The sequence below is a fragment of the Pseudonocardia adelaidensis genome (genome assembly GCF_039543345.1).
GTDB classification, from domain to species: domain Bacteria; phylum Actinomycetota; class Actinomycetes; order Mycobacteriales; family Pseudonocardiaceae; genus Pseudonocardia; species Pseudonocardia adelaidensis.
This window is the reverse complement of record NZ_BAABJO010000020.1, coordinates 67,809-87,176: the sequence shown is the minus strand read 5'-3', so window position 1 is coordinate 87,176 and position 19,368 is coordinate 67,809. Positions and strand designations below refer to the sequence as shown.

Annotated in this window: 1 protein-coding gene (cut by both window edges); it reads left to right on the top strand. The window is 72.9% G+C overall.

This entire window lies inside a single protein-coding gene on the top strand: locus tag ABEA81_RS24815, encoding an MFS transporter. The 44,556-nt coding sequence extends 8,180 nt beyond the window's left edge and 17,008 nt beyond its right edge, so the window shows coding positions 8,181–27,548, spanning codon 2,727 (partial) through codon 9,183 (partial); the first codon wholly inside the window starts at window position 2. The start codon and the stop codon both lie outside this window.

Here is a 19,368-nt window from a genome sequence, read left to right as displayed (position 1 = left end):
CAGTCGCGATGCCCGGCTGGCCGGGCTCGGCGCGGACGTGCCCGCCGACAAGAAGACCGCGCCGGCGTTCCTGCTCCGCCACAGCACCAGCGCCCCGCTGGTGGCCGGCTTCGACGCCGAGTACCAGGAGATGATGGCCGCCTACCGGGCCGAGGGCGGTGACACTCCGAGCGAGTCGTTCCTGCGCCGCTACGGCAAGCAGCTCGACCGGCTGTGGTCCCGGCAGCAGAACGCGGCGAAGAACCCGAGCGTGACCGACGAGCTGGCCCGCCACGTCTGGGCGCAACCGGGTCTGGACGAGGACAAGGCGAAGGTCGTGTCCGACTCGAGGGTCGTCGCGGAACTCGTGCCCAGCTACGACCCGCACCGCAGGCCGACCGCGGGCGAGCTGCGGGAGGCGTCGAGGAACCTCACCGCGCTGCAGGGCTCGATGCTCGCCAACGAGGCGGCGCTGGCCGCCCTCGAGCCCGAGCACGCCGCTCTGCAGGCCCGTGTCGCCTCCAACGACCGGCGCTGGAACGCCCTGAACGGCCAGGGCCGGGCGGCATCCGCCCAGGGCACCAGGCTGCAGGGCGAGGCCTGGTACCTGCAGACAGAGGGGAACTGGCTCGACGAGGCGACAGTTCCGGTGCAGGCGAACCTCGACGATGACCTCGCCGATCTGCGCACCGTGGACATCGCTCTGGCCCGGGCGGCCGGCGACAAGCGACTCGCCGGAGGCCTGCAGAGCCAAGTGGGGGATCTCGGCGTCCTGACGGCGGCCGGAAGGGCTGCTGGCCCAGGCGGTGCTGACGCCGTCGTTGCGCTCTCCAAGCTGCGGGACCTGGCCGACGCGCGCTACGGCGCGACCCGGGACACGCCCGGGGTCCTCGGCCTGCACAAGTACCCGTCGACCGGGATGTCCGACACCTCGCTCGCGCTCACCTACGCGGCGAACCGGCCCACCTTCGATCCGCGCCGCCAGCACACGGAGATGGGCGAGTACTTCGCCTCGCTCAGCGAGGAACAGATCACCCAGCTGTCGCTGGCGGGGCCGGCGAGCGAGTACATGAAGAGGTTCGACCCGAACAAGCTGGGCCGCGCCGAGGTGGGGAAGCTGCCGCAGGAGGTCCAGCAGGCGATCCGGGAAGAGGGTCGCGAGGGTTCCGCCGTGGAAGAGGTCTCGTACCTCTACCAGAGGCCGGGATCCGGCGGTTCCATCGGGGCATACGAGTGGCGGGCCCTCTACCGCGTGCAGGACGAGGACGGCGACTACGTCTTCATCGACGAGACGGGTGCGGACTACGACGATCTCGACGAGTTCCGCCGCAACAACCTCGTCCTCGCCGAGGACGGCTGGATCACCGCTCCCGGTGACCTGACCCGGTCGGCCGGCGACGAGCTGGGGCTGCGCACCGACTCCGCCCGCAACACTCCGGGTTGGAAGAAGGTGACGGACAAGGCGATGCCGGTGGTCGGGTTCATCGGCGGTGCGATGATGGTCACCGGGGTGGGCGCCGGCGCGGGGGGGCTGCTGGTCGGTGCTTCCGTCGGGTGGGGCGTGGGCCGCGGGGTGGAGGAGATCGCGCGCCGGGTCGATCACGGCCAGCCGGTCAACCCGCTCACCAACGCCGAGGCGCGTGCGGTGTGGCTGGGGTTGGGCAGCAGTGCCCTGATGGGTGCCGGTGCGCTGGCCCGCCCGGTGGCGACGTCGTTCCTGAGCCCGGCGGCGGTGGCGACCGCAACCGTCCGCAACTCCGGGGGCGCGGCGGCTGCCGCCGTGAGCGCCGGCGTCCGGGCGCAACGCACAGCACTGATCCAGCGCCAGCTGTTCACCGCCTCGGCGACGACGGCGACGTACGCGATGGCCGAGTCGAACTACCACGTGATCTCGCGGTGGTCCGAGCTCAGCCCGGTGGAGAAGGCCGACTCGGTGTACTTCCTCTTCGCCGACACCGCACAGTCGCTGACACCCGTGCTGGTGATGAACGCCGGCCATAACCGGATGACCAAGAACCTGGGCCCGGTCAAGCCACTGGCCGTCCCCGCCGCGCCGCTGTCGCCCATGCTCCGGATCGGAGGACAGGCGTCTCCGGCCCGGGGGCTGTTCGGTCTGCGCCGCCCTGCCGCGGCGGGGATCCGGGCCGGTCGCGCGCAGGGGACGGCGGCGGCCGCGCCGGGGAACGCGATCGCCGCGCACCCCGTTCCGCGCGGCGCCGACGCGCACCCCGGGCCGTCGGCGGTCCGGAGCCAGGCCGCACGACCAGGTTCGGCCGACGTCCCGGCGAGCGTCCACCTGGCGGATCCATCCACCGCCAACCCCAGCAGGTGCGTTGCATGCGCGGTCCGGGGAGCCGACAAGTACCGGAACGACCAGCACGGCATCCGGCCGGCCCCGCCGTCCGAGCAGCTGTCCTCGACGGAGAGGAGCGGTGCGGACACGGTCGACGCCCTGGAGACCAGGTACGGGCAGCCTTTCCAGGAGGCCGACTCGGGTCGGTTCGAGCAGAAGGCGGGCACGGTCGAGCGCGGCGGGTTCATCGTGTGGTCGCGCGGCGCGCCCGGTGAGCGCGACCACCTGTTCAACGCGACCGTGGACGATGGCCGGGCCCGCTACTTCGACGACGGGCGCGAGCTCCCTGAGAGCGACCCGCACGTGCAGAACATAAGGGCCGTCCAGCAGATCGACGGCCAGGAACCGGTCCACATCAGCGATGGTCGCCCCGCGCCGCCCGAGCGTGGTTTCGGTGCGCGACGCCGGGACGCCGACGGCGACGGCGAGCAACGGCCGCGCGAGTCGGCGCGTCTGAGCGGCGACGGTTCCGAGCCTGCCGCCTCGGCCGGTAGGCGGGACGGCGCGCAGGAGGCCGACGCAGCGGCCGGTGGTGTCGAGCCGGTCGGATCTGGGGCGCGCGCGCCCATGGATGGGGAGACCGGGCCTGCCCGGGGGTCGGAGAACGGACCCGCCGTGGCGGAGCGGGGAAGCGGGGCGGCCCCGGCGGCAGGGCCCGGCGGCAGGGCCCCGGCCCGATCCTCGGAGGGCGCCCGCCTCGATCCCGTCGAGCCGGGACCCGTCGCGCAGGGCCGGCGTGAGGCGGATGGGCCGGGTGCCGCCATCGGCGGTTCGGCGCGGCCCGCGGTCGGGCAGCAGACCGACCCTCCCCATGCCGGCTCACGCGCCGCGGCGCCCGACACGCGGCGGGGCCCGAACGTGGGCGCCTGGCAACGGGTCGCACTTGACCGGCCGGCGGAAGCCGGTTCCGGAACTGTCGGCGCCGCGGGTGCGCGCAGGCCGCCGCGGGTGGTCGCGAGTTCCGGGCCCGAGACCGAGGCCGGGGCTCCGTCCGGGGCTGCCCGCGATGCGGCAGCGACCGGGCCGAGTCGTGCGGAAGGACAGACCGCACGTGCCGCCGCCGATGGTGTCGCGCCGTCGTCCCGGGGCGCCGGTCACGCCCGCACCGGCGACGCGCACCGGCGCGCTGATGGCTCGCGCCGACCGGCGCGGGCAGGTGACGTCGACGATCCGGGGCACGCGCCGGGCTCGCCGGCTGACCCGACCGGCCCCGCCCCGGTTGGCCCTGGCAGGACCGTGGAGAGCGCCGGCAGCGGCCGGGGTGACTCGGGCGGCTCCCAGCCCGGCGGCATCGACCCGGGCACCGGAGCCGGATCCGGTGGGCCGGACCCGCGGCGGCCTGGTGTCGACCGGCCCGACGACGGCCACGCCCCTGTGCCTGGGCACATGGACGGCGGTGAGGGCGCGCACGGACCCCCGGCGCCGCAGGGAAACACCACGAGGAACGCGGGCACGGCTCGCCCCGGCGAAGCCACCCGTTCGCACTTCGAGGGTGACGACGCGCCGCCGAGCCCGGACCTGGCCGCGAAGGCGGAGGAGCTGGCACGGCAGGTCCGGTCGGGTGAGAAGTCGCTCGCGACGGCGCACGCCGAGTACGCCGGCCTCTACGACATCGCGCTGGACCGGGCCACGAATCAGACGCTGTACCCGTACCAGCGCGACGCGTTCGACAGGTTCAAGGCCCTGGCGCTCCTGCCGCACGGGGTCCGTGGTCTCGTCGTCCAGCTGTTCGCGGGTGCGGGCAAGACCCTGCCGGAAGGGATGGTCGCCGGCTGGCTGTCGCTCGAGGGGCGTGGCGTCCACGTCGCCACGCACGACGATCCGGCCGCGGCGAAGCACGCCGCCGCGCACCGCAGGGTGCTGCGCCACCTGGGGATCACGGTGGGACATCTGCGCGACGGTCTCTCCGAGTCGGACAGGCGCGCGCAGTACGACATGGACGCCACGGTGGGTAAGGCCATCGAGTTCGAGTGGGATTACCTGAGGGACGAAGGGAGCGGCTCCGCGGGTCGGGTGCAGCGCGGCCATCGCTGGTACGTGGGTGACGAGTTCGACGACCTGGCGGCGGACAAGGCGTTGAGCCCGGCCGTGTTGTCCGACTCGGCCGAGGCGCGGCAGGGCCGGAGCGCCGCGGACGTCGAAGCGGCGGTGGATGCGGCGCGGCCACTGGAGCTCGGTGTCCACTACACCTACGACAAGGGTCGGGTACGGCTGACAGTCGCGGGCGAGCAGGCGCTACGCGCGTATGGCACCCGACAGCGCGCGGCGGTCAAGTACGCCCTCGCCGTCCGCGACGTCTACCGGCAGAACAGGGCGTACATCGTTCACGACGACGCCGGCCGGATCGAGGTCCTCGACGAACCGGGCGGGCGAACCGACTCCCAGATGCGGTTCAACGGCGACGTCCAGCGTTTCCTCGAGGCCTGGCATGGCTTGCCGGTCCGGGATGCGCAGCGCACCACTCGCACGATCACCCGGCCCCGTTACCTCGAGCTCTACGACGGCGCCGTGGCCGGGTTGACCGCGAGCGCGAAGTCGGACGAGAAGCTGTTCTCGGAGATTTACGGGATGCGCGTCGAGGTGGTCGACGCGCCCGAGCCGAAGCTGACCGATCACGGCACCGCCGTCTACGTCGACGAGGCCGCACAGCTGACCGCGATCGCGGACCGCGTCGTCGAGCGCGTCGGGCGTGGGCAGCCGGTCGAGGCGGTGGTGTTGTCGATCCCGCAGAGCGAGGCCCTTGCCGGGCTGCTGGCCGAGCGTGGTGTCGAGCCCGGTGTCATCAGCGCCCTGATCGAGCGCGCGGTCGTCGAGCCGGACACGATCGCCGGGGCGGGCCGCGTGGGTGCGGCCATGGTCGCGACCCAGGCGGGTGGCCGGGCGATCGACATCAAGCTCGGCGGCGACCCGGATCACCTGAACATGGCCGCCGAGCAGCTGGAGGCGGACAGGCAGGCAGTGGCCGACGCCGGCGGGTTGTACGTCGTCGCCGGCCACCATGGCGACACCGGACGCCGCGACGTCCAGGTCAGGGGCCGCGGTGCGCGCGACGGCGATCCGGGCGAATTCGAGAAGGTCTTGTCGCTCGCCGACGAGACGCTCAACGAGCACGCCCCCCGCTCGGAGGTCGACGCGCTGCGCGCGGACGTCGAGGCCGACCACCGGGAACGGCAGCAGCGGGTGCTCGACCTGCTCGACCGGTATGCACCACGCGCCGATGTCGAGGCGCTGCGTCAGGACGTCGAGGCCCACGGTGGCGTGCTCGACGGCGAGGGTGCCCAGCGCGTGCTGCAGCTGATGGAGGAGCACGTGCCCCAGCACGAGGGGGCGGCGCTGGCCACCGAGCTGCGTGACCCGGGCCGGCTGCGCGGCGCGCTCGCGAAGCGGGCGCTGGAGCTTTTCGAGCGGGCTCAGCAGCACGCCGCGGCCGACCGCATCAAGCAGATCAAGGCGGTGGACCGCAACCCGGCCATCGCCAGGACTGTCGCGGCAGCGACCGCCTCCCGTGCGTCCACCTCGGCGCGGCACGGCCGGGGGAGCCGCCCGCTCGAATCCGCGCATGAGCAGCGCGCACTGGCCGCCGCGGAGGCATTCGACCAGATCAGTGACGAGGTCGTGGCGGCCCGCGACCGGGTGGTCGCCGAGCTGGCCCGCGCTCGCGCCGGCGCGGCCGACGCCGCCGTCGACGTCGCGCAGGCCGCGTTGAGCGCGGCCCGGGCCCGCCAGGAGGCGGCGCTGCGGCGATACCACGACATCCGCAGCGAAGGCGCCGCGGAGAGCACGACACCGTCGCGTCGCCCCACCACCGTGGCCGCGAGCGACGTCGGGGTGACGACCGGCACGCTGCAGCGAGCGCGGCTGCTGGCCGATGCCGGTGACCACCAGGACGCCGCCCGGGTCATGGCTGCGCTCGCTACCGGCGCCGCCACCACGTACGACTCTGACGGGCGCCGCTGGAGCGGCGGCCCCCAGACCCGGACCACCGCCGGGCTGGCCGCCGCGGTGCTGAGCCGGCTCGCGCACGCCGACAGCGGCCCGGACGCGCCGGACTTCGAGCGTCGCCAGCTCGCCCTCGCGTGGAGCAGCTTGGAGGGCCTGCTGGCCACCCTCCCGGAGGGTGCCCGCGTCGAGCTGACGCCGTGGGAGGCGACCCGGCGCCGGTACGAGGCGATCGGCCGCCAGATCACCGCCACCATCGAGGTCGCTGCTGAGCTCGGCCTCGGCCACGGCGAGCTCGCCGCCGCCCGCCAGGCCATCGAGGGCCTGCTGCGGGAGCGCCTGAGCGGAGAGCGGGAGAACGCCACGGAGCTCGTCGACTCCGAGGCGTTGGAGCTGGTGCAGGCGATCGGGCTCCTTCCCGGGCTGAGGATGCTCTCGACCGGGGAACTCGACCTGCTGCTCGCCTGGGTGGACGGCGTCGCCATCGAGAAGGCCGCCGCCTCGCTCGGTATCCGAAACGGCGAGGTCACCGACCGACGCGCCCGGATCGCCGGGTCGCTCCGGGCCGCGGCCGGTGCGCAGGTCACCGGAACCGACGCCCCGCAAGGTGCGCACCCCGCCGAGAGCGACGCGTCCGAGGACTCCCCCGCGGCCGATCGGCGCCGGGCGAGCGAGCTCGCCATCCAGATGCACGCCGGCCTCACGGTCGACCACATCCAGAAGGCCCTCGAAGCCGCGCTGCCCGCGATCCTCGCTTCCCGGGTCGAGGCCGGAACGCTCAGCGCCGACGAAGCCGCGTCCCTGGGCGAACGGATCGCCGCTCAACCCGACCTGCTGCTCGTCGAGTCCGGCGTGATGGAGATGGCCGCCGTGGCGACGTTGCCGGGCATGCCGGCCGCGCTCATCGACCTGTTCGACCGGGCCGGCATCGCCGACGGGCTCACACAGCCCGAGCTGCATGCACTGGTCGCCCACGCCTCCGGCGCTCTTCGCCTCCACCGCCTCGACGTGCAGGGCGGTCTGGCCGCACAACTCCTCACCCTGGCGATCCTGCGCCGCGTCACCGCCCGACACGACGACACCGGCCGCGAAGCCACACCCGAGGAGGGCTCCACGCCTCCCATCGCGGGCGAGGGCACTCCGGCAGAGCCACACGGACCGCGTGAACCGTTCGCCGGGTCCGGGGGCACACCGACCGAGCCGCGCGGACCACGTAAACCCCTCGGCCGGCCGGGTCGCGGTGGGCTGCTCGCGGGTGGCGCGGGGATCTTGCTCGTCCTCGGCGGCGGTGCAGGCGGCGGGGTCACGGCCTTCGGCTGGGCGTTGCCGGTACCAGTCCTGGTGGGTGTGATCACCGGGGCTGCGGTGGCCGGGTTGGCGTGGCTGTTCTCCACGATCCTGGTGCGCGGTCCTCCGGTACTTCCGGGCGGCGGAACGGATGGGACGAACGGGCACGGCGGTTGGTCGGGTCGCGTCGGAACCAGGTTCGCGCATGTCGAGCGCTGGCTGGACCGGGCCGGGCCGCGGATGTTGTTCGCGGCCTGGATGGCAGGTGGCGCTGCCATGCTGCTCCTGCTGGGCGGCTCGGTACTGGTCGAGGTGCTCGGCCTGAACGGCATCGGCTTCCTCAGCCTCATGCTCGTGGCCGGTGGCGCGATGCTGGGCCTGGTCACGGCGTGGGCGGTGCTCGCGCGGCTTACGGCAGAGGACGAGGACGAGCACTCGAGGGAGCGCACGGAGCCCGGCTGTGGTCTGTGCGCGCCGCTCGGTTCCGACATCTCCGCGGACCTCATCCGGGACATGGAGGGGCTTCGCCTCGGCGGCCACCACCGTGTTGCCCTGGCGGGCGCGATGCAGTCCGCGCTGCGGCGGCGGGGGATCGGTCGTGGCTACGCGGCCCGGTTCCCGGAGCTCCTGGCCGGCGGCTTGGTGCCCGAGCAGGCCGTGGCGGATCTGGTCGGTGTCGCGGCGGACTGGTTGGCCGGCCGGGCGGACCCGTGGTGGGGACTGCCGGAGCTTGAGCTCTTCGAGCTGCTGTCGCTGCACCTGGACGGTCTGGTGGATCTGCCCGTGCGCGGGGGCAACCGGTACGACGAGACGGCTGGGACCGCGAAGATCTTCACCTCTCGCCGCGATGGCGAGGCGCTGGTCGATTCCGGGATCGCGGCGCACGAGCTGGTCGAGTTCCTGGCCCGGGAGGTTCTCGGGTTCTCGCCGTTGCAGGCGCATCTGGTCGGAGTGTTAGCGGAGCGGCTGGTGTCACCCGGGAATGAGGTCGGGGCCGGTACTGCTGCGCCATGGCGGCAGGAGGTGCTGGCGCGGCTGACGGCGCGGAACGTCGACGAGCTGCTCCTCGTGGCGGACAAGCGTGACGGGCGGCTCGCGTTGAAGCAGATCGCCGGGTTGCGGGAGCGCGTCCGCGACGAGGTCGGCGGCCAGTGGCGGGAAGCGGTGCTCGGCTACCTCGACGCGTTGTTCGAGGCCGGGCTGTTGATCCAGCCTCAGGTCGGACGGGACAGGTGGAGCCTCGACGAGGCCCGCAAGGGGTTCGTTGCCGCTCTCGGGCAGTACGCGAGGTTCGAGCTCCAGGACGAGGCCGAGCGGGACGTGGCGGGCAAGCTGCTGACCATCACCGTCGGCGTCGGCGCAGCCGGCGATCTGACGGTCACGGTCGCCGGTCGTCCGTTCCCGTTCGCGCCGCTGCACCCCGAGGTCGTGCGGCAGGTGTGGCGGCAGGACCCATACCTCCCGATCCAGGAGATCGTGAAGGGGGACGCGGTCGCCGCGGTGGCGTACGCGGTCGGCCAGGTGGCGCGCGACCGCGGTGCCCCCCGCTTGGCGGCGGAGGCGGACAGGTTGGCGTTCGTGCAGGTGCCGAACCCGCTCGTGCAGGACGCGCTGGGGATGCGCCGCATCACCCCGGACCCGGGCACCCCGGACGACGAGGGGCCACCGGCAGCCTGGGTCGACTCGGGCGACGCGGTGGACGAGCAGCGGGTCACGGCGCAGATGCCGGCAGCCGACGCCGGTGTCGGTGTGGCGCGAGCGGGTGCCGTCACCGACCGCGGTAACCGGAAGCGGCAGAACCAGGACGCGTTCGCCGGTGGCACCGCGGACGGTCGGCTGGTGCTCGCGGTCGCCGACGGGGTGAGCACGACGCCGTTCGGAACGATGTCGACCAACTCGCACCTGGCGGCGCTGATCGCGGCCCGGACGGCGACCCAGCACCTGCTGGCCGGGCAGCCGATCACCACGCGGGACGAGCCGGAGGCCCGCATGCGGGAGGCGATCCTCGCCGCCAACGGGGCGGTGGTCGCCGCGGGCCTGGACCTGGATCCGGCGACGACGCTCGTGGCCGCAGTGGTCTACCGGGACGGGTCCGGTGTGCACGTGACGGTGGGCTGGGTCGGTGACAGCCGCGCCTACTGGGTGCAGAGCGGAGGCGTCGAGCAGCTGACCCGGGATCACGCCGATCCGGGTAGCAGCACGATCCGTCGCTGGGCCGGCGGAGGCGGGGAACACGGGCGACCCGACGTGGCGACCCTCCTGGTGACCAGTCCCGGGGTGCTGTACGTGGCCAGCGATGGGCTGACCCGCTACCTGTCCAGGAGGGCCGCGGAGCTCATGCCCGACCAGCGCCTCGCATTCGCGGATCCGGAGGGTGTGGCGATCGCTCTGACCGGTCTCGCGAACGAGCGCGGTGGTCACGACAACATCACCGTCGTCGCGGCCCCCATCGACCCCGACGCCGCCGCGGAGCCCCGGTCCGGCCGGACGCACGGGAGCACATCCCTGCTCGGCCTCGCCTTCGCGCTCAACGGCCCGTTCGCGGGCTTCGTGCAGGCGCTGGCGCAGGTGGTGCTGGTGGTCGCGGTGCTGGTCGGGTCGTGGTGGCTGCTGAAGGCGCAGATGGGCGGGCGCACCACCCGGGGCCCAACGGGGGTGCTCGGTGGGCTCGGCCGGGCGGTTGCTGCGGCGGCCGTGATGGCGGGTGTCCTCGTGGTAGCCGCTCAGGCCGGCGATGCCGGTGCCGCAGTTAGTGGGCTGGCGGCGATGGGGCTGCCCATCGCCGTGGGCTTGTCCCGGACCATGCACCCCGTCGACCCCTCGGTGATCGCGTTCACGCCGGACGGGGCGCCGATCGATTTCGAGGTCCACCAGCGGGCCCAGGTGGGCGAGCTGATCGCCAGGCTTCGCTTCCAGGGCGAGATCACGCTCCCCGCCGTCATGAGTTCGCTCCTGCCGCGGTACAGCCCGTCGAGCTCGAGGCTGGGCGGCGGACGGCGCGACGCCGTGATGAGCGCGACAGGATCGGCACAGCTGCGGACGTTGCTCGTCGAGCTCGGCTTGGGCGACCTCATGGTGTTGTTCCTGGTGCACGACGGTCTCCCGATCCCGGTGCCGAGCGCGACCGGTGCACTGGGCGGGATCGCGAGACGCGGCACCCCGGAGCTGGGACGCGCGCACGACGTGCTGGACGAGGTTGTGGCCCGCCTGCTGGATCCGGTCGTTCCGTCGGAGCAGCTGTGGCGGGGTTTGGATGCTGCCGCGTTGTACACCGGGGTTCTGGTGGCTCGGATGCGCGAGGACATCCACGATGCGCACGAGTTGAACCGGGTTCTGGACCTGCAGGTTCGGAAGGGCCCCGGCACGAGCCGAAGGGCCGTCGACATCGCGCGCGGTGTGGCGGAAACCGCCGAGATGACGTTGCGGCTGGTGGTCGCGTTCGTCGAACCGAGGCCCTCTGCCCGTGAGGCGATCGTGTTCACCGAGCAGGCGCGGCAGCTCCAGGCCGAGCTCGAGGAGATGCGGACGAAGCTGGCGAAGATCGCCAAGACGTTGGGTGAGCCTGTCGTGTCGGACCCGGTGGTGCACGACGACGTCCTCGGTGGCCGAGGTGGTCTGCTCGAGGGGCTCGATCGGATGGCGCTTCGGGCCAACCAGGAGTTGGAGCGGCGGGGCGGTCGCGGCCTCGATGACGGGATGCCACCGATGGCGGCGCCTGCGGCTGCCGGCCACGGTTCGCCGGTCGAACCGCTATCCGACGCGACACCCCAGCAGCCCATGACCGGTGGCGGTGCTGCGCGTGCCCCGCCGGTCACGGTGTGGATCTGGCACGAGAAGCCGATGTCGCTGTTCGAGTTCCGGGTTAAGGCGAAGCGGTTGCTGCTGCTCGCCGCCGCAGGGCAGCTGTACAGGGCGAAGAGCCCGATCAAACGAAAGGGGGGTGTCACGACGAGATACGTCCGCGACCTCGCCCACCGGATCCGGACGGTGCTCGGCCCGCGGAACGAGGAGTTCGCCGAGCGACTCATCCTGCGCGTACTCGACCGGATGGATCCGGATCACGTGCACGAGCTGCAGCTGGGCGGCGCGGACGAGCCGGCGAACATCCGGATGCTCGATCGGAGCACCAACCAGACGATCGGAGGCCACCAGCTCGGGCCGCAGCTGAGGTCCGTGCCGGCGGGCACGGCGGTGCTCATCAGGGTGGCGGACCTCGCCGGCGTCGCCGGCGCTGTCCATGGGGCCATCAGCGATGGTTCGCGGACCTACGCACAGCTGGCGGGGGAGCTCGGCGTTCCGCAGCTCGTGCTGCGTGCGGCGGTTCGGGAAGACGACACCCTGCAGGAGCTGGGTCGCCAACGCGTGGGCGGCCGTAGCGCCCAGGACCGGTCGAGCGGGCTCGGGCTGTCCAAGCCGGCCGCACTGGGCGGCCTGGTGCTGATGGGCGTTGTCGCCGGTTGGAAGGCCGCAGCGGCGATCGTGCTCGGCGTCGCGGTGCTGTCGCTGATCCTGATCGGGACCAAAGCCGTCGTTGACCTGCTGCGGCGACCCGACCACGCCGGTGTCGCCGTCGGGATCGCACGGCGGGTCGTGGCTGTGGTCGTGGTGTCGGTGCGTCCGATCCTCGTGGGTGCGGCGGCCGTGGCGTTGGCCGTGTTGCCGGCGGTCGGTGTCGCGACGGCCTCGCCGTCGCCAGGTGCTCAGGAAAGTGCGAGCCCGGCGGCCGCTCCGAGTTCCACAGAGCCGTTGCAGCCGGTGATTGGCGGCAACGTCCCGGATCCGGACGTGGTTGAGATCGGCGATGGCCGCTTCTTCGCCTACTCGACGAACTCGGTGTACAAGGGCCGGCACATCCACGTTCCGACATATGGGGCATCGGACCTGGCCGGGCCGTGGTCGAGGGTCGGGGACGCCATGCCCCACCTTCCGGAATGGGTCGATCGCGGTGATCCGCGGATCTGGGCTCCGGAGATCACCGCCGCCCCGCGCGGCGGGTACCTGCTCTACTTCACCGCGCACCACGCGGCGACCGGTCGTCAGGCGGTCGGGGTGGGCTTCTCCCGCCTCCCGCTGGGCCCCTTCACACCGGTGGGTCGTGAGCCGCTGGTGTCGGCGTCCGGGGAAGCCGACGTCATCGACCCGGAGACCTTCGTTCACGGCGGTGTCCGTTACCTGCTCTACAAGAGTGATCCGGGGCGCTCGACGATCTGGCTGCAGCCGCTGAGCCCGAACGGGCGGTCGTTGGCGGGCGAGCGGCACGCACTGATCGTGGCGGATCGAGCAGACGAGGCCGGGATCGTCGAGGCCCCCACCCTCGAGGTGTTGCCCGACGGGTCGTTCGTGCTGCTCTACTCCGGGAACTCCTTCGACAGCGGCCGCTACTTCACCAACTACGCAACGGCACACCGGCTCACGGGCCCATATGTCAAGGCTCCTGGGCAGCTATTGAGCACCGAGACGATCGGTGGAGCGTTACCGAACCCGGGCCATCAGGACGTGATCACCGTCGACGGGGTTCCCTACGTGGTGTTCCACGCGACGACCAGCCCTGGCGGCCGGCGGTCGATGTTCGTGTTGAGGATGGACTGGTCGGCGCGGGCGGGGATGAAGGTCGTGCCGGAGCCCGTTCGGCCGAAGCCGGCCCCGCGACCGACGCCGCCGGGCGTCGCCGCCACACACGACCGGCCGACGGTGGATGCACCTACTCCGCAGCACGCCCCTGCTGCGGGCGCCGAGGGGGCGCCGGAGCGCGTGGACCGGGCGGTGCCGACCTGGCTGGTCGCCGTGATCGGGATGCTGGCGCTCGCGGTTGCGTCGTCGTTCTCGCCGCGCGCCCGGGCCCTGACCAGGTCGGCCGCCATAGCGGCAGCGCTATCCGGAGCCGGTGGCGCTGCGGCGGCCGTCGTACTCGACGGTTCCGCAGAGGTGATCGCGCCGGCGACGGTCGGTGCGGTCGTGATCCCCGTGTTGTCGGCGGTGCTGCTCCGCATCGTGAGCCGGGCGGCCGTGGCCGACCGCGATCCCGGCACCGGCGGTCCGGTGGCGGTGTGCGAGAGCGCCTCGCACAACAGGGGACGCACCGTGGGGCGGGGGCACGAGGTCACGCAGCGACGTGGTGCGAACTCGGGGTTGGCGCTGCACCACCCCGGTCTGCTCCTGGCCGCGATGCTCGCGAGCACGACTGCTCTCGGTTCCGCCGTCACCGGCCCGGCGGTGCTGACCGCCGTGAGGGTGCTGGCCATTGGGGTCGTCGTCGTGCTGGTGGTAAAGGCGCCGCGGATGTGGGTGCTGGCGGCGGTGGCCGCCGTGGTTGTTCCAGCGGTGTTGGCGGGACATGGAGATGTCGCTGGTGCGGGTGGCGTGGTGATGGCGGCAGTTGGTTCGGCCGGTGGTTTGCCCGCAGCCGATCGGGGCATGTTCGGCCGGTTCCCGGCCGAGCACCGCCGTGCCCTCGACGAGCTACACCGCATGGTGTTGCAGGCGCTCGAAACTGGGGCAGATGGCGATCTCGTCGGAGGTATGTCGAAGGAGCACCAGCTGAAGGAGGTACGACGTCGTCTCGTAGCGCTGTCGACGGACTCCCCCCTCCAGCGTGGGTCGTACGGGAGTTCAGCGAAGGGTTCGCTGTTCCGCGCTCTCGGCGCGCTGGGTCTCGCGCACAGCCGGCTGGAGCGGCGGCTCGAGCAGGGGGCGAACTCACTCGGTTCGAACGAGCGCGCCGACCTGTCCACACGCCTTGACGAGCTCGCCGGCGAGATCGCACGACTCGAAACGCAGCGGCATGGGCTCTGGCGGCGGCAGGACCCGCGCCGCTCGTTCAACATCGCGGAATGGGACGACCTCACCGATGAGGTCAAGGAGGGGCTTACCGCTGTCCACGCATTGCTCGTGGATACCGGGCTCGCGGTCTCGCTCTACGACGAGGTGCCGGACGCGCGCTTGCAGATCGTGTCCGACGCCGAGTTCGACCGCACGGGGCCATCACCCGACCCGAACTACCGAGTCGAGGGCATGATGCTGTCGCGCCGGCACATGGTGCTGAGGGAAAGCCTGTTCTGGATCACCATCGTCGGCACGATCGATCCCTTCGCCATGAGGCAGGCTGCCGACGCGTTGCTCCACGAGTGGAGGCACCTGGCTGACCACCGGGCGTTGCTCTTCCCCTATCAAGCCGAGCGCAATGCGTTCTGGATCCAGCACCTGTTCGTTCAGGCCTGGTTCGAGCGTCAACTGATGATCGATCGCGAGCTTTACCTCAGCGGGTTCCCGAAGGCGACTCGTCGCGTGTTCGAGCCCGAGCTCGCCGGGCTGCTCTACATCACGGAGTTCTACGACGCACTGCTTCGCACATGGCGGCCCGACCACCAAGCACCCCGCTCTTACCCGATTCCCGGCCGGAAGGCGTACGACCTCCTCATAGGCGGCCTACATCACATCCGGCCGTTCTCGGTTCTGGAATCCGCCGTGGAGCGCGGCGAGGTACCGCCGAACACAACCGCCGGCGACGGGCCGACCGGCTCGACACCCGGCGCCGTTTCCGCCCCGGCGGCCACCGGCCCCGAAGGCGGACAGACCCAGCACGCCGACGGGGACGCCGCCGCGTGGTCCGGAGCCGCAAGCCCGGTCGCGCGCCGCATCGACACCCGGTCGCGTGCGCCGCCGGAGCGCGGACATAGCGCCGCCGCGGCTTCACCCGCGGCGTATCCGGCCGCGCTGCACCAGCCCTTCGGGACCCCGTTCCCGAAGACCCCCGAATCCGGGCAGCGCGGGACGGTCCCGCCTGCCTCCTCACGGCGCGTCGACGACCGCCGCCCAACCACAGGAGGAGAACCATGGATGCGCCGCGGCCGAGCAACCTACGACCCCAGTTCCGAGCCCCCGGGTCCGTCGACGACCCGCCGCCACCGGCAGCCGGCCGCGCCGGCGCCGCGGGACGACACCCCGACCGCGAAGCCCGCTGCGAGCTCCCTGGATGCGACACCCCCGTCCCCGAGCACCCGGGGAACGAAGGCAGGAGTCGGTACTGCTGCCCGCGACACCGCAGCGAGGCGCGCGCCCGGCGCCGCCAGGCGCGGTACGACCTCGCCTGATGCCACCGCCGGTGGGCCCGTCTCCGAGCTGTCGGACCGTGTCCAGGAGGGCGCCGGTGGCGGGGCGGCAATCGGGCCGCACGAGCCCGCGCGCCGGGCGATGCTCGGCGAGGCCGAGGCGTTGTCCGCGGCGGGACGGGAGCTGGAGCCGGAGCGGAATCCCGGTCAGTCGCGTGGTCCTCTCCTGGCCCACGAGCACGACTCCCACCTGGCCGGTATGCGGCACACCGGGCTGTGGCACAGGCTGCACGCCGCCCGCCTGGCGACTCGCCTGCTACTGGCCGGGGCGATGGCCCGGCTGGCGGCCCTCGCACGTCGGATCGGCAGGTGGTCGGTCGCCAGGTGGCCAAGTCTGCGCGACTCGGCGGTCGCGGTGGCGGCCACCGCGGTGATCGGGCTGGGTGCTCCGGCGGTGGCGACCGCGTCCGTCGCGGTCACCGGGCACGCACTCGTCACCTCCTCGACCACCCAGAACGTCACCTCGGCGGATGGAGCCGGCTCCCTGGCGTCGACCCAGGATCGGTCGCCTCGGAGCTCGGTGGGTACCGGCCGGGAGATCCGGACCTGGCCGGAGGACACCGTGGCCCGGTTGGCGAATGGCCTCGGCGCGACCCCGGCCGCGGTGCGAGCCGCCCTGCGGAAGGCGAACCCCGACCTGGAGCTACCGGCGAGCGACGACGCCTCGCTGCCCGCGAACACGCGGTTTGAGGCCCCCGACAGGACCGGAGGGGCGTGGAAGGTCCAGCCCGCGCGCAACGACGAGTGGGAGAGCCTGGACGGGATCGCCCAGCGCGTCGGCGAGCCGGGCTGGACGGACATCGCCGACGCGAACCGCGAGGAGCTGGCCGGTCGTGATCCGAACCTGATCTACCCGGGCGAGGTCTTCACCCTCCCCGACGTGCCGGCCGAGCCGAAGCCGACCGAGCCGACCGAACCGCGACCGACCGAACCGCGACCGACCGAACCGCGACCGACCGAACCTCGGCGCGGCGAGACCGCCTCGCCGAGCCCGTCCACGACGCCGCAACCCGGCACGACGGTGCTGCCGTCCGGCAAGGCGCTGCACTCGACCGCCCCGGACGCGTCGGACGCGCCGACGCGTGCCCCGCCGTTGGCGGTGGTGCTGGCATGGGTGGCCGCAGTCGTGGCGGCACTGGTCGCAGGAGGCGGCCTGCTCGCCTGGTGGCGCACCCGCGAGCGGCCTGGCGACCCGGCGGCGGGTGAGGGCTGGGTCCGGGCCCGGCAGGGCCGGCAGGCCGGATGGTGGCTCGACCGGGTGCGCGCGGGCGGCGGGCCGGCGGGGGTGTCCGGGTGGCTGCGTGCGCGGCAGGGGCAGCTGCTGGGTTTGCACGTGGGTGCGGGGATGACGGTGGCGATGGCGGCCAGCTACGCCACGTTCGACATCGCCTCGACGTACGGGGTGCCGGCGACCTCGACCCTGTTGCTCACGTTCGCCGGGTGGGGTGCCGGTGGGTTGTCGTTGCTGGTCAACTCCCTGTTCGGGAAGCGGCTGGGGGTGAACGCCGCGCTGGGTGTCGGGCTGGTGGCCTCCGCGGCGCTGGCGGGGATCGCGGTGGCGCCGGCCGCGTTCGGCGTGCTGCTCGTGCTCTACGGGTTGGGCGGGACGATGATCTCGGCGTCGGCGATCTTCCAGGCGGCGCTGGGCCGGCACCCGCTGGAGCCGGCGGCGGCGGGGGTTCGGCAGGATCGGGTGCAGACCTGGTCGTCGGTGGGGCGGGCGTGGTTGCCGTTGGTGGTGGCCGGCTCGGTGTTCGTGTTCTTCGGTTGGCGGGGTGCGGTGGTCGTCACCGGGGTGATGACGGCCGTGTTGACCGTGGCCACCTGGGGCGCGATGCGGGGCGGTTTGGCCCCGCCGGCGGCGGATGGTCCGGTGTGGCGGCAGGTCGGTGACGGTGTGGCCGCGGCGGCGAAGAAGGCGCGGCGGGCGCCGGTGCGGTACGTGGTCGCGGTGCCGCTGCTCGGGTTCCTGATCGGGTTCCCGATCGGCTGGATGCTCGGCGCGGCCTCCCCAATGCTCAAGGTGCACATGCCGTGGCTGGGTGCGCAGTACGTGGTGTGGGCGGCCGCGCTGGTGACGTTCCTGCACCGATATGCGGCGGTGTGGGCGAACGGCTGGTGGGCGCGGGCGAAGGCGAAGCGGCCCGGCCTGGACGGTCTGTTGCCCGCCTCGCTGCCGATGGTCGCGGTCCCGGTGTTGGTGGGTTTGTTGCTGGCGTGGCCGCACCTGGCCAGCTCGGCCATCCCGCTGGTCGGGGTGTTCGTGGCGGTGAGCATCGCGTTCCAGTTGCCGATGGGGCCGGCCACCCAGCTGACCCGCGGGGTGGCAGGCAACAGCCGGTTCCTGGTGGGCACGCAGCTGGGGGCCGCGGCTGGGGTCGGGTTGACCCAGCTCGTGGTGGCCGGGCTGGCTCCGGGCGGGTTGACCGCGGCCACTGCCGGGCCGGTCGAGCTCACGTTGGGGGTCGGCTACGTGGTGGTCACCGCGGTCATGCTCGTGGTCGCCCGGTTGGTGACCCGGTTCAAGGTCGGCTCGATCGGCCGGCTCGAGGCCGAGATCGCCGCGCTGGTCGAGGGCGCCGCCGGCCGCGCCACCGCCGCGGAGATCGCGAACGCCCTGGAGGGCCACGGCATCCTCAACCTGGGCGATCTGATCGTCCACACCGCGGACGAGCTGCGCGCCCTCGGCATCACCGACGAGCAGATCGAGCACATCGTGCGCGGCCTGGCCCAGCTCGGGCACACCCTGCGCGGCCCACCACCGGCCGACCCTCCGGACCCCGCCGGTCCCCCCGGCCCATCAGACCCATCAGGACTGTCGTCCGGCCCCGGCAGCCGTCGGTCCGGCGGTGCCGGGCTGTGGGAACGAGTCCGCGGGATGATGCGGGGGCCGGCCGCAGCTGCGATGGTCGCGAGGCTCGTTAGGCACTCCGCGCGGTCCGTCGTGGGTGGGCTGGTCGGGCTGGTGCTGTTCGGCATGGCGATGCTGGGCTTCACCGGCACGGCGAACGCCGAGACCGGTACGCCGCCGACGGGCGGTACGGAGAGCACGCAGGTCGTGGATGCGCCGGTGGTGGGGAAGCACGTGCGCGTCCTGCGCGGCATGACGGTCTCCTGGTTCGCGCGCGCGAGTGGCACGCGGGTCCCGCTGTGGCGCGAGGCGAACCCCGGTTGGTTCCCGGACGACGAGAGCCTCAACCACATCGCGATCGGTGAGAGTCTCGTCGTGCCGGCCGACGGGCACGTGCAGTGGCGGCTGTACGGGTCGCTGTGGACGATGGCGGAGACGCTGGACCTGCCCGGAGGCTGGCAGTCCTTGGTCGCGGCCAACCCGGCGCTGCAGGGCAAAGACGTCCGGGAGCTCCCAGCCGGAACCCCGCTGACCATTCCCGGTGCGCCGGGTCCGGGGGAGCCGGGTCCGGGGGAGCCGGGTCCGGGGGAGCCGGGTCCGGGGGAGCCGGATCCAGGGCAGCCGGACCCGTCGGACCACGGCGGCTCGCCATCGGCCGGGGCCGGCGCGTCGAGTGGTGGGATCGCGTGGGGTACGTGGCTCCTCCTCGCGGTGGGCGCGCTGACCGGATATGGGTTGCTGCTCTGGCTCGTGCGTGCGGTAAGCGGGTTCGTCGAGCGGGCCCGCGCCGTTCCGGTCGCCAGGCACCGCTGGGTGGTGTTGAGCCGGATCTCGGGCATGTTGCTGTCCGG